We start from the raw sequence: 14,633 nt of genomic DNA on the forward strand, positions 1-14,633 counted from the left end.
TCAATTAAATCATCGAGATCAACATCCCTCATGTTTCTATATTCATGGCTCGCATTGTTTTTTTAACGGGAAAGTTGTGTAGAAACTGAGGTTACTAAAAAGAAAGTAGTAGCAAACGTGCCAAGCATCTGTGCGCTGCCGTACACAAGACTTTGATTTGCATCTTCTTACTACGTAACTTACTCAGATTCAAAAATAAATATTGGATTTCTCAGCGGCTTTCCTTGCGCTCACGCATGAGCTTTCCTGATGAGCGCTCGAGGCCGTGATGGGGATTGGACGTTCGTGGCGATTTTATTGTATGTGCGGAATCGTACAGACATTGCAAGTGCTTACGAGCAACACTTGAATTCTGCGCTTTAAAGCAGTGTAAGGGTGTGGATATGTCACGATGAATCATATTGTTAATCATCGTGTGGCCCGTTTGGGTCGGTGCACTCTGTATGGTTATCAGCGGGCTAAGAACAATCCAAGTGGCTTGCCCTCTTGCGGGGGCCGCGTATGGTTGCTTACGGTTGATGTGACCGAATGATTCTTTTCTGCCGCAATTTTTCTAAGTCAGCTGAAATTTATTTTTGCTAATTAAAAAGGAATAACCATGAACAAGTTGAATCTGACCGCACTTTCGGTTGCATTATTTCTTGGCGTAAATACTAGCGCTATTGGTGACGAGATGTCGAAGCCAGACTACAAAGCCGCCAAAGAGGGTATTTCGGCTATGTATAAGTCGGACCAATCTACTTGCAAGGCGAAGACAGGCAACGCTAAGGATGTGTGTAGCGAAGAAGCCAAAGGCCGCGAAAAAGTCGCCAAAGCTGAGCTTGAAGTGAAAAACAGCCCTAGCGACAAGTATCGATACGAGTTGCGGATGGCGAAAGCGGATTCAGCATACGATGTCGCTAAGGAAAAATGTGATGATGCCTCCGGCAATGCCAAAGACGTGTGCCGTAAGGAAGCAAAAAGCGCTTACGTAACCGCTAAAGCAGACGCAAAAGTAGCTGAGAAAACTTCGGACGCTAACACTACGGCACGAGAAAAAAGCACTGACGTTCGTAAGGATGCGGTAACCGACAAACAAGACGCCGCCTATGCCGTAGCCAAGGAAAAATGTGATGCGTTGGCAGGCGACACCAAGGCCAATTGCCTCAAGGAAGCGAAGAGAGTCAACGGTCAGCCTTAAACATAAGTTGAAACGGCCTCCCTTTTTTAGGGGGGGCTAATTTCAATAGGGATGAGATTGGATGTGTAGTTTGTGCAAAAAGGCTAGGTCATCGAAAACCGAGGTGACATTGACGTGCTGCAACGCGTCAAAGGCCGCGAAATTGCATTTACTTGGGCTTATCGCGCAAGTTCTGATCCCTTCCTCCCGCTTGGCGCTTGTGTGCGTCTTTGCTTGAGTAGGCCTGATTTAGGCACAATTTGTGCCGACCAGTCGTTTGTAAACGCAGCACTTCTGAGCAACTGACTTACAAGCTGCTTTAGCGCAAGTTGCTAAAATCCCCTCCGCGTTAAACCCCGCATCACCTCCCTTTACGCCCAGTAATGATCGCTTATTCATCATTACCTTGGACTCGTTGTTAACCCCTTGATACGCACATTGAGCTCAGCTCGCTGCCTGGGGCTTTTCCTCGCTCAGCGTCATTGTGAATGAATCGACAGCAGACCTTAAAAGTGCGAAATCGCTGGGGTTGGGCGGCAGATGGGCTAAACCCGCCTGCCGCTAAGCAGTGCGGGCTTATCAAGCCGTATTTGCTGCGTAATATCTGTAAGGAAGCGGCCATCTATGCTCCCAATAATGGCCTGCCTTGTTTAATTGTGGGGCGGTTGAATCTTGGTAATACCTTGATCAATCGTGATTGAGAACTGACATAAATGCGGCTGCTGATCATCAACTAAACGCATCACCGCCTCCTCTTGTAAAACCCCATCAATGCTTAAAGTGATCACGCCAGCATTATGGACAGACGAAACGGGGGTTTGAGTGATGCCAAGGTGGTACACCGTATTCATGTAGCGATAATCAATGGTGATCCTTGGCCAATCGGCCGGTAAGCAAGGCTGTAGCGTAAGCCGATTGCCTTCAAGCTTTATTCCTAGCAGTGATTCAGTGATCAAACGATATAGCCAACCTGCTGAGCCGGTGTACCAGCTCCAACCACCTCGGCCTTGATCGTTTGGCAGTGCATATACATCAGCCGCAATCACATAAGGCTCTACTTTGTATCGGCGTGCCTCAGCGGGCGTAGTGGCATGAAGGATCGGATTAATAATATTGAGTAGCTTCCAGGCTTGATCTCGCTCTCCTAACTCAGCAAACGCCATCGCTGCCCAGATTGCACCATGCGTGTACTGGCCGCCATTTTCGCGCACACCCGGTACATAGCCACGGATATACCCCGGGTTATGTTCGCCACTATTGAAGGGGGGATCGAATAGCTTAATCACGCCGATATCACTACATACAAGGTGAGTATCCAGCGCAGCCATCGCGCTTTGTGAGCGATTTGCATCGTAAGCGCCACTAAGCACAGACCAACTTTGCGCAATTGAATCAATTTTGCATTCGTCTGCTGTATGACTTCCCAGTGGCGTGCCATCGTCAAAGTAGGCGCGGCGATACCATTCACCATCCCAGCCATGAGCCTCTAGGTTTTGATGGAGCTTGGTATATTGCTCATCGCATCGCAAAGCAAACGGGGCATCTCCATAGGCTGTGGCTATTTTGCTAAATTGCCGCAACACTTCGCACAAGAAGAATCCTAGCCAGATGCTTTCCCCTTTGCCGTGAATGCCGACCAGATTCATGCCGTCGTTCCAGTCACCGGAACCCATCAAAGGCAAGCCGCGTTCACCAAACCGCAAGCCGTGCTCGATAGCCAATACACAGTGCTGATACAGCGTTGCGTGCTGTTCTGAAGGGGTTGGTAAATCGAAATACGATTCTTCATCTGGGTGCAACAAGCGCCCATCCAAGAAAGGAATTTCGGTGGCTAAAACGGCCAAATCTGCGCTACTTTCAACATAACGGCACACTGCCAGTGCTAGCCACAAATAATCATCAGAGCAACGTGTTCTTACGCCACGGCCTAATGGTGGGTGCCACCAATGCTGCACATCGCCTTCTTTGAATTGTCGGCTAGCGCAAAGTAATAAATGCGCCCGAACAATGGCTGGCTCGGCATGAACCAATGCCATGACATCTTGCAATTGGTCACGAAACCCAAATGCACCTCCTGATTGATAAGCACCGCTGCGTGCCCAAATTCGGCATGCCAAGGTTTGATACATTAACCAACCATTGGCTAAAAGATTAAGCCCTTGATCGGGTGTATGCACCTGAACCGTCGTTAATGTTTTTTGCCAATAGGCCTGCACGGCCAGCAAAGCCTCTTTGGCCGCTAAAACCCCGCGAAACCGCGAGAGCAATTGATTGACTTCTTCTTCTGATTTCCCAAGCCCCAGCCTAAAGACGATTTCTTTTTCTTGCCCCGCTGCCAGCTCAAAATGCGTTTGCATCGCAGCACAAGGATCAAACCCCGCCCCTGTTTTGCCAGATAATCGAGTCCGCTGCAGTGCAGCTGGGCTTTTTAAGGAGCCATTTCGGCCAAGAAATTCAGTTCTATCGCCTGTAACAAAACGATTAACATTATCGCAATCTAAAAAAGCGATTCGATCTGAAAACTCAGTGCTGTAGGGGTTTCGAGCGCATAAGGCGCCGCAATGCGGATCAATCATGCTCTGAATATGGATCGCAGATTTGCTGCGTAAGTCACCCAATACCCACTCCATATAGGCCGTTGCGGATAGTTTCCTAGGTTGTAGCGTGTCATTGCGAACTTTAAGCACGATGAATTTAATGGGCGCATCGAGCGCAACGTAAACCCACATTTGCGAATGAACCCCGGCTACTTGCGTCTCAAACACGCTATACCCAAAGCCGTGCCGAATTGTGTAATCACTTTCGCGCTTGCAAGGCAGCGGGGTGGGTGACCAAACTTGGCCTGTTTCTTCATCGCGCAAATAAATCGCTTCACCGCTGCTATCGCTAACGGCGTCATTACTCCAAGGGGTAAGCCGATATTCGTGTGCATTTTCGCTCCAGGTATAAGCTGAGCCGCTCTCTGAAATAACACTCCCAAAGTGAGGATTGGCTAAAATATTTACCCAAGGCGCTGGTGTGACTTGCTCTGGTTTTAATTCGATAACATATTCGCGGCCATCTTGTGAAAAGCCGCCAACGCCATTGTCAAATAATCGACTTTGCTTTGGCTTGGCAGGCAGATTAAGGCGTGCAGCGGGTGGCGCATTGATTTTGTCTGCAATTAACTTGGGCATTTTTAATACCAACGGGCCTAGCTCGGTGAGTTGCTCCTCCAAAGTGCCTTTGCTGTCTATGAGTACAACACGAGCGACGGATTGAAACAGCAGCCTGTCTTCACTTGAAATATGCTCTGCGGAGCGAACAAAAATGCCGCCGGGTCGATCAAGCACACTGGCCTCAATGCCTGAGGCGATTAAACCGAGGATTTGTTCCTGCAAGCGCTGTCTATAGCCTGCATGATCTTCATTCCAAATGACCAAATCGACAGTCAGACCTTTTAAGCGCCAATAGGCATGTGCTTGTATTAATTGCTGTACCAGCTCGATGTTTTCAGCAGCGCTTATTTGTAATAGCACGATGGGCAGATCGCCTGAAATGGCATATCCCCACAAACCAGATTGCCCCCGGCGATTTTTGATTAATTCTGCTTTATCAGCGCGTAAAGCGCTCTGTGCGTAAATGACTGCTCCTGCAAGTTGCGCATACAGTTGTGAGTCGGCCTCGTTGGCATTGAGCTGCCTGAGTACCACATGACTATGTGTCCAAGCCATGTCAAACACGCGATCTGCTGAATAGTAATCCTGGTATTTGTTAATTAAGCCTAATGCCGCTTCGCGATGATCGGCCCCACCCGTAATCATACTGAGCGTGCTCGATTGTCCTGGCGCCAGCTTAATGCGATAGCGAATCGCCACAATGGGATCCAGCACCGAACCTTGTGTTCCAGATAATTCAGACCATTGCTGCATCGTTTGCGGATTAGCGCTGGTGTGCGTGCGGCCAATGAAGCGTAATCGATCTGTTTCGTAAGACGCTGCACTGACCTCGCCACCGTGCACAATCATCAGATGTAATAAACAGGGCGCAGCTTCTGTTGGCGAGCGCGGACGTCGAGTGCATAAAATGGCGCGCTGCTCGGGCAGGATTTCAGTTTGAACAAATAAATTACTAAATGCGGGATGCAATGCATCTGCCGCCGCAGGTGCAATAACCACTTCGGCATAACTGGTTACGTCAATCAGGCGAGCTTGTTTGGAGCGATTGGTGATGCGGATGCGCCGCAGCTCGATATCGTCTTCAGGCGAAACAACAATTTCTGTCAGCGTTTCAAACCTGGCCTCGCTTGAATTGATAGCATCTGTGCGCCGAAATTCGGCACGTCCTTCTGTGAACGTCGCTTCAAAACTTTCTGCAGATTTGTTGCAGGGTTGCGAGCTATTCGACCAAAACTCGCCACTTGCGTGGTCTCTGACATAGCAAAAAGTACCCCAGCGATCGCTGGTACTATCTTCATGCCAACGGGTCATCGCCATGTCTTTCCAGCGGCTATAACCGCTACCGGCATTGTTAACCATGACGTGGTAGCGACCATTCGATAGCAACTGCACTTCTGGGCTTTGGGTGTCAGGGCTATCAAACGTTCGAATTGGCGCTGTGGCGCGTAAAGATAAATCGCTGATATCTGGGCGTTCCTCCGTGTGTGAGTAAACAGAGGATGAAACAGGAATGCGCTCCTGAAGTAAAAGCAGCACCGACTGAAATAAACGATCAGATTCAAATCGCCGCTGCATGGGCTTATCAAGCAATAGATAAGCAAGCGCCAACAAACTCATCCCTTGGTGATGAGCCATATAGGCGTAGACAATGGCCGATGTTTGTAAACGGCGCTGGCGTATAGGCGTGTAGTCAACCGCTTCAAATAAACCGAATTGCCCTAGTAGTTTCTCATCCGCAAGACGCATTAAATTCAAACACGCTTTTTCAGGTATGACCATCAAGGCCATGACTGAGGCATAGGGTGCAATTACTAAATCCTCTGCAAGCCCTCGTTTTAAGCCTAAACCAGGCACGCCAAAAGCACGGTATTGATAGTTTTGATGAACATCAACGGCGTTGTATCCCGATTCTGAAATACCCCAAGCGACGCGCATTTGAGCGCCATATGTAATCTGACGCTCAACGGCAACTCGGCAGGTTTGCTCTAACAGAGTGTTTTCATAACTAGGCATCACCAGCAGTGGCATCAAATACTCAAACATTGAGCCTGTCCACGACATCAAAACGCTTTCCCCACCAGAGTTGGTGAGCAAACGCCCCAATGCAAACCAGCTTTCTTGCGGTATTTGGCCTTGCGCAATGGCAACAAAACAACAAAGGCGCGCCTCGGATGCGAGTAAATCATAGCAACCAGAATCAACTTTCTGCTCGGTGACGTTATAACCAATGCTAAGTAAATTTCGAGTGGGATCAAATAAAAAGTTGTATTCCATTTGCGTCAATTGTTCGGCCTGCAATGCCAATCGCATCGCCTTATCTAGCATGGCTTTTGCACGGCTAGCGCCGACATGAATTGCTAGTTGTAATGGCATCCATTCAGATTGAGTATGGGTGCCGCCTGTTAGGCCACTTGCTTCTACATCGGTCAGCTGAGCGAGTTCATGCAAAGTCAGATTTTCAGTGGCCGAATTCAAGCGCATAAGGGACTCAGGGCTAGCCCTTAAACTGAGCCACGGGGCAATAAAGTTTAAAGCTTCAAGCGCAGCGTCTGCTTGCTGTACAAATTTTTGAGCCCACCATGCGCCGATTTCCTCTGTCTCCGCTTCTTTGGATTCAAGTGCAGCCACTAGGGCAACACCTCCACGCTGCAATTCAAGCAATGATTGTCTTAGCTGACTGAGCATTGTGGGGGATTGAGCGAGAACTAATTGCAGTGTTTGGCGTAATGCTTTGACTTCCGCAGGAGCAATTTGCGGCGCGAAATCTTGCTCGATCACGCTTAGCGTATCACTGAGCCCAGCAAAGACGCGCGGCGAGATGAGGCAATCATCTTTCAGTAATAGCAATCCAGCTTTCAGTGTTAATAAATGCCCGGCTAGATTGCCACTATCAACCGTTGATATATAAGCAGGCGTCAGTATTTCTAGAGTCTGGGTGTCGTACCAGTTATAAAAATGCCCTTGATACTGGGCTAAGCGGCTCATTGTTTTGAGCGTGTTTTCGGTGCGGACTAATAATCCTTCGAGTGGCAAATAAGCAAAGTCGTAGGCCGATAGATTGGCTAAGAGCGCCAGCCCCATATTGGTTGGTGATGTACGATGAGCGATCGTATCTTGACGGTATGGCTGGTAATTATCTGGCGGCAAGTAATGATCATCAGCGCTAACAAAACGCTCAAAAAAAGCCCAAGTTCGCCGCGATAGTGCACCTAGAAACTGCAACTGATCATCAGATAGAACACTTTTCTGGGGGGATTGCGGCAAGCTGATCCACCAAGCAATTGCGGGTGAAACAAGCCAAAGCAGCAGGATGGGCCAAGCCACTAATAATGATTCGGCTTTAAACTTAGCCAGAGTCATTAAGAGTATCAATGCCAGCGCAGGACCGGCCCACATCAGTGAGCAGTAAATACCCAGCTGGTGCGCTTGGCCCTCTTGATTGTCTCTTTGGGTTTCTTGTGAAGAGCGCCATTCTAATAAATGGGTATGGCTAACCTTCATGCGCCAGATTGTTATACCAATGGCACTGATGCTTTGCTTGGCTTCAAAAGGCAATAAGGCAAGTTCAAAAACCAATAAACCTAGCCTTTGCCATAAGGCCTTTGCAAGCTCCCGAATATGCAAGCTCAAGCTCATTTCCGCGGGCTTTTTCAGTAAAGAATGCATCGTAGTTATAAGGGTTGCGCTGCAGATAACGCCGAGTAGCACCACGCTTGAGAGCCATAGCGATGGTGACAAAAGCCAAGCAAAGATAAAGGTTAAGGTCAGCGCAATAGGAACCAGACTGCGGCGCAGATTGTCGATGAGTTTCCACTGCGACAGCATGGACAATGGATTAGGCGTGCGCGTAACACCCGCTAAAGCGCTTAAATGGGGTGTTGTTGATAGCAGCCAGCCTACAAGTTGCCAATCGCCTCGCAGCCAGCGATAGCGCCTAGAAATGTCAGCACGATAAGTGACTGGGTAATCTTCATAGAAATCAACATCACTCACGAGGCCAGAACGGGCATAACATCCTTCCAGTAGGTCATGGCTTAGAATGCAATTGTCGGGGAGCCGTTTTGTCAGCGCCAATTCAAAAGCATCAAGATCATAAATACCTTTGCCAATATAAGAGCCTTCACCAAAAGCATCTTGATAAACATCCGAAACGGCTCGGGTATAGGGATCAATGCCCACCATTCCGCCTAGCAAGCGCGCATAGCGTGAGCGATTACTCGCGTTTAAATTGAGTGCAATGCGCGGCTGCAAAATGCCGTAGCCACTGACAACTCGCTGTTTGTTTGTATCATAAACTGCGCGATTAAGCGGATGCTCCATCGTTGCGATCAGTTTTTTTGCGGCATCCCGTGGCAGTTGTGTATCCGTATCTAAGGTAATCACATACTTCACTTGGCCTAAATGGCGTAATTCGCCTTCTACTTGCGAAAAACCATAAGCGGCCACATCAATTTTGGGGGAGTTAGCCCGTAATAAGGCGTTCAAGCAGGATAATTTACCGCGTTTACGCTCATAGCCCATCCAAGTTTTTTCACTTTTATTCCAGCTGCGCGCACGATGGAATAAATAAAAATGTGCTCCTTCAGCACTCGCCGTATTTGCGGCATATTTCTGATTTAGCTGATTAATTCTTTGCTGCGCCAATTGCTGTAAGGCGGCATCTTCAGGCTGATTTTGCTGTGCTGAATCGCTAAAATCGGTGAGTAGCCCAAAGTAAATATGCTTATCCCGATTGGCTAGGAAAGCCACTTCGATTGATTCAATTAAATCTTCTATATCGTCGCTGTGCATCAGCATCGTGGGTACGATAACGAGGGTGCAAGCGCTTTGTGGTACACCCTCTGAAAAGTTCATTCTAGGCAAAGTATGGGGAGCTACCCACAGTGTTACCAACCAATTCACAAGCGAAATAGCACTTTGACTTGCAGACAAAGCCACTAAAACACCCATCAATAACACTAAACCTAGCGATGTATAAGCACTCACAATGGATTGCAAAATTAGCAATGAAAATAAAGCCGTGATCAGTGCCGCACCCAATAAGTAGCTACTTAATGGTGAGCGGGCGATGCGTTTTTTCCATTTTTTGAGGTAAAAGGAAGGGATATTGATGGCTTGCTCTAATTCATCCACGCCTTGGCCAATCAAAAAATAGCCAATATGATTATCCCCATCATTTTGCCCCGTTGCGGCTTGCGCTAAATGAAGCGCGGTTTGTGCTACTTCGATTTCTTGGCGATGGCTTTGCTTAGCCAAAGCTTCAAGTACATGGCGATAACGATCGCGAGTAGCAAAATCCATGTTGGAGTAAATCTGGCTAGGGTCTTGGCGAAAAATTTGTTCTGCCACGCTCATCTGTTCAACAAAGTCTCGCCAATCCACGGCGCCCAAAATACGTAAGCTGCCAATACTATTGCTGACGGATACTTGGTCGGCAGCTTGCTGCTGGTTTTCTAGCTGAACTAAATGCTCGATGGAGAGGCCGGAGTCGGTTAGATGCTGCTCTATCCATGTTAGCGGTAGCGCCAGCGCGGTGCCGCGCCCTTGTAAGCGACGAGCCAACTCGGCCACAAAGGCGCTAACCATAGGTGGGTTGGAGCGTGCCATATCGGCAATTGCCAGAATAAGATTTTTTGGATCTTTTTCTGCAACTTGGGTCATCTCCATTGCCCATGCGCATGCGAGGTGACGCTCATTCGTTCGAATGGCAACGCGTGCACTAATGCGGCGTAAATTCTCAATAATCGCCAGCCGCAGCATAATCGGGATGGCCCACAATTCGCCCAGCTTGAGCGGGCTGATGCTTTGATACGCGCTGATAAAGCGCGCTAATGTTTCCATATCAATCCGCCCATCACTGTGTGCAATCGTCGCCAAAGCCAAATCATAAACACGAGGGCAGCCAGCAGATGGGCCCTCTTTGAGATAAGGCAATTGGCGGTAATAGTTTTTGGGTAAATGGTTTTTGGCGGTATGAATTTGCTCTTCAATTAAATAAAAATTGTCGAGTAGCCATGCGCCCGCTGGCGTAATCTCTCTTTGATTAGCAAGCTCTGCTGTTAATAGATTGCATACATTGATGAGTGTTTTTTTATTTTCATCTAATCGTGATAATAAAATGTCAGACGCATTTGTTCCGCCCAGTTGGTGCAAGAGGGCAAGTGATTTACCATGCTGCGCCATTTGATCGGCATTGTATAAATCGTCGCGCAATGGCAATTCTAGGTCTGAAGAAGAATTATTGTTTTGATGCCAAGGCTGCCAAGAGCTAAAAGCCATTTGCCATAATTTGCCCAATAGGTTGCCATTTGCCATTTGAAAGGTGCCTTTTACACAAGCATTTCAAAAAGCCATCGTGGCTGCTCGCTTATTGGGCTGAGCCTCGGGCGGCTGTAAAAACACCTAAACGGCACACATTTGACTCGCTTTTTTGACCAGTAACGCATTTTTGGTCTGCAAATCCGGCGAAATCTGCTTTCGTTTATGATGCTTTTTGCTAGTCGGCGGCCTCATGCTGGCAGGCGACTAGCGTATTCAGCTGCACAAGTTCGAGGTTTGCAGCCTACGAACGTAAAATAGAAACGATCGAGCCAATGGCAATTAGAGAATGCTTAGAATTTATCGAATAAATATCGCTAGCAATTTGATTTAGCAAGATCAAAGCCACATCTGAATTAAGAATGCGTGGTTTCGATTTTATTAATTCACTTTATGTTCATATCATTTTTCCTGATTATGCCGCTTGCTCAACAACATTATAAATATCGTAGGGCGGGTGAAACCCGCGTATTTATTCGGCATCGCTCGCGGGTTTCACCCACCTACAAATTCAAAAACTAAATCCCGCACTCAAGAAATTCATCTACGCAGAGTCCATTGAGCAAGAGGCATAATCAGGTCATTTTTTACTGACTTAACACCTTTTACCGTGTGGGCAGCTTGCAGTGCTTTTGCACTATCGGCATTTGATGTGATTAAGCCACTTAATTGCACAATGCCTTTAATTGTTCCAACTTTAATTTCTGCTGCTTTTAAGTTCGGCTCATCCAAAATAGCGGCTTTTACTTTTGTCGTTATCCAGCTATCGCCCATGTATTGGCTGGAATCTTCTTGCTTGGTGTCAGACGCGTAAGCGGCTAATAACAATAATGAAAAAGGGAGAAAAAAAGCTGATAAAGTGATGCAAGTTTTATTCACAATAAAAGCTCCTAAGATTAATCAGTAGCGTCACTGAGGATGAGGTCATTACAGCCCCTCTTACTCGTGGAAAGCACCCTTTTTAAACTCGATGCGATGCTTCAAAACGCTTGATTTGCTCTTCCGCATTATTTTTTCCCACGCCATAGGGTTCTTGTAATTGGCCTGATAGCGTGTTTCGTTTGCCAGCGAGGACATCTTGGGGATCAGCAGCTAGGTTTTCCCATTGCTCTTTTACTTTGCTTTTAAATTGCTTCCAATTGCCGGCGGCGATATCCCAGTTCATAGCAATATTCCTTGTGTCTTCTGGCCACCATTGACGATATTGTCAATTCAGCAACCTCATCGGCTACTTGGCAAGTATTTATCACGATGATGGGACTTAGGATGTATGACTATCTCAGTAAGGTCTGTGCGTTAGCGAACACTGCCATGCCATTTGTTGCGTTATGGTCCTCGGTAATAACGCCTTATTACCTGCGTCGCATGCCTTGTGCATGGCCGTTTTGCGGCTCAGGGCAATTGTGAATGAAACGTCAACAGACCCTAGGTTATACTTGCACCAATCTTATTAATAGAAAGATAGCGATGCAGGTATTAATCTTCGCCCTCCTCTTATTCAGCTTTTCTGCCCATGCGGCAACTCAGCCTTGCCGTATCGATGGCTTTGTTAGCGAAGTACAGTGTGGGCAGATTGAACGTCCGCTTAATCCCAATCAGCCTTCCGGCAAAAAAATTCAGATTCACTATATGGTTTTGCGGGCTCAAGACCGCAATAAACTCGCCGATCCCGTGTTTATGCTGGCGGGTGGCCCAGGCCAAAGTGCAATTCATATCGCCAGCTGGGCGCAAGGGCCATTAAATAAATTGCAGCGCCGCCGTGATTTAGTGTTTGTCGATCAGCGTGGCACGGGGCGCTCTGCACCGCTGGAGTGCCCAGAAACGCAGGACTTAAACAAGATTGCCGATGCTGATTGGGGTATTGCTGAGCTTAAAAACTGCAAGGCTCAGCTGCAAAAACTCCCCTATGGCGATCTGCGCTTTTTTAGCTCGCCTATTGCTGTGCAAGATTTAGAAGCGGTACGCAAAAGCGAGGGCTATCCGGCGATTAATCTGTTGGGCGTTTCTTATGGCACACGTGTGGGGCTGGAGTATTTGCGCCAATATCCGCAAGCGGTGCGGCGTGTGGTGCTTGATGGTGTATTGCCACCTGATTACGCTATATCGGGCAGCGATATACAAAAGGCGCTCGATAGCCTGTTTGCCGATTGCAAAAGCGATGCGCGTTGCCAAAGCGCTTATCCCAATCTGGCTCAGAGCTGGCGCGATTTGCTGGCGAGCACACCTAAAGCCACCGTTTTAAAACACCCTCGTTTAAATACCGAAGCCAATGTGACTATCAGCCGCGACAGTGTGCTGGGCATGCTGTCGGCCGTGCTGTATTCGCCAGTGAATAGCGCAGGCCTACCGTTTGCCATTACAGAGGCCAAGGCAGGGCGGTTTAATCCGCTGTTGGCGCTTAGCGGGCAGACCGTCTTGCCCAATGCGGGCAAGATTTTTGCAGGCATGCATTACTCGGTATGGTGCGCCGAGGAAGCAGGCCGCTTGCCGGTCGTGGATGATGATTTTGGCCGCTTTCGCAGCGAAACCTATCGCAAAGTCTGCTCCCATTGGCCACGTGGCACCGTGCCTGAGGCTTTCTATACTCTGCCTAAAAGCGCTGCGCCTGTATTGCTACTGAGTGGCGGGCTTGATCCGGTTACGCCGCCCCAGCACGCGACACACGTCGCCAAAGCGTTGGGAGCTAAGGCGAGGCACGTGGTGCTGGGCAAATCCGGCCACGGCATGCTGATGCAGAGCTGTGTGGATGATCTGGTGTATCGTTTTGTGAACGCAGAAGACGCGCAGAAAGTAGACCTAAGCTGCGTAAAACCCATCCCAAGGCCTATGGTGTGGGTCTTACCTAAATAGCTTAAAAAGATCTGTAGACACAGGGCTACATGAGAACACAGAGCCCACTGAGAAAGGCGGAGTAAAACCAGACTCGCAGCAAATATTCGATCTGTTTTAGCTGGGGTGTTAAAAAGATCTGTAGACACAGAGCTAAATGAGAACACAGAGCACACCGAGAAAGGCGGAGTAAAACCAGGCTCGCAGCAAGTATCCAGCATGGTTTTGGATTCATTTATCTCGAAGTTTTTTCTCGTTTTTGCCCTTCTCCGTGTTCTCTGTGTCTACAGAACTTAGGTTTTTAAAAGTTTTTTAAAGGCTGTTTATGATTATTGTCGAGCAATTATCTAAGCAATTTGTTCGTGAATCCGCCTGGCCGCGCCGATCTAAAAGCGTGGTGCAGGCGGTGAAGGATATTCACTTTAGCGCGGCAGATGGCGTGGTCACAGGCTTATTGGGTGCGAATGGTGCGGGAAAGACCACCACTTTGCGCATGATTGCCGCGCTACTGCCTGCGGATTCGGGGCGGGTGTTGGTCGATGGTGTGCAGGTGGAGGCAGGCAAGCAGGCCACGCAAGCGCGGATGGGCGTGTTGTCCGATGCGCGGGGTTTGTATCCAAGGCTGAGCGCCCGTGAAAACATTGCTTACTACGGTGTGCTGCACGGCATGACTAGGGATGAGGCTAATGAGCGAGCCACGGCGCTGGCCGATGCGCTAGATATGCGTGCCTTAATGGAGCGGCGCTGCGAGGGCTTTAGTCAGGGCGAGAAAATGAAAACGGCACTGGCCAGGGCGCTGGTGCATGACCCGCAAAACATCATTCTGGACGAGCCCACCAACGGCCTCGACGTACTAGCTACCCGAGCGCTGCGCGAGTTTCTGGCATGGCTAAAATCGCCAGCTGGTGGTAGTAAATGCATCCTGTTTTCGACACACATCATGCAAGAAGTAGAGCGGCTTTGCGATCATGTCGTGATCGTGGCAGGCGGCGAAACCGTCGCACAGGGCACGGTAGCCGAGCTATTAGATCAGGCCGCAGAAAGCAACTTTGAAGACGCCTTTGTGAAATTGGCATTTGCTTGAAAACCTTAAATCTTGATAGCCTAGATTTGTAGACACAGAGCACACAGAGAAAAATGAATGAGAGATGCGTTTCTTGTATCTCATG

General features: G+C 48.4%; 6 protein-coding genes. 3 read left to right on the forward strand and 3 right to left on the reverse strand.

Annotation, left to right across the window (positions count from 1 at the left end; genetic code table 11):
- Positions 1-598 precede the first annotated feature (598 nt).
- A complete protein-coding gene (locus tag ACFQNF_RS01710; RefSeq protein WP_380185669.1) occupies positions 599-1,180 on the forward strand; it encodes a hypothetical protein in 582 nt (193 codons plus the stop codon).
- 629 nt (positions 1,181-1,809) lie between these two features.
- On the opposite strand, the gene ACFQNF_RS01715 is transcribed toward ACFQNF_RS01710, so the two are convergent.
- The 3 genes from ACFQNF_RS01715 to ACFQNF_RS01725 all read right to left on the reverse strand — a co-directional run bounded on the left by ACFQNF_RS01715 (position 1,810) and on the right by ACFQNF_RS01725 (position 11,800).
- The gene (locus ACFQNF_RS01715) at positions 1,810-10,632 is read right to left on the reverse strand and encodes a glycoside hydrolase family 94 protein (protein ID WP_380185670.1); all 8,823 of its coding nucleotides are present in this window, start codon (positions 10,630-10,632) and stop codon (positions 1,810-1,812) included.
- Between the two features lie 543 nt (positions 10,633-11,175).
- Entirely contained in the window at positions 11,176-11,514 is a 339-nt protein-coding gene (locus tag ACFQNF_RS01720; RefSeq protein ID WP_380185671.1) for a BON domain-containing protein, read from the reverse strand.
- 82 nt (positions 11,515-11,596) lie between these two features.
- Entirely contained in the window at positions 11,597-11,800 is a 204-nt protein-coding gene (locus ACFQNF_RS01725) for a CsbD family protein (protein ID WP_380185673.1), read from the reverse strand.
- 302 nt (positions 11,801-12,102) lie between these two features.
- On the opposite strand from ACFQNF_RS01725, the gene ACFQNF_RS01730 reads away from it, so the two are divergent.
- Complete coding sequence (locus ACFQNF_RS01730) at positions 12,103-13,485, forward strand: alpha/beta hydrolase (RefSeq protein WP_380185674.1); 1,383 nt, start codon at positions 12,103-12,105, stop codon at positions 13,483-13,485.
- 304 nt (positions 13,486-13,789) lie between these two features.
- Positions 13,790-14,548 carry an ABC transporter ATP-binding protein gene (locus tag ACFQNF_RS01735; protein WP_380185676.1) on the forward strand — a complete coding sequence of 253 codons (759 nt, stop codon included), beginning with the start codon at positions 13,790-13,792 and terminating at the stop codon, positions 14,546-14,548.
- Positions 14,549-14,633 lie beyond the last annotated feature (85 nt).

Source organism: Iodobacter arcticus (assembly GCF_042664895.1).
Taxonomy (GTDB): Bacteria; Pseudomonadota; Gammaproteobacteria; order Burkholderiales; family Chitinibacteraceae; genus Iodobacter; species Iodobacter arcticus.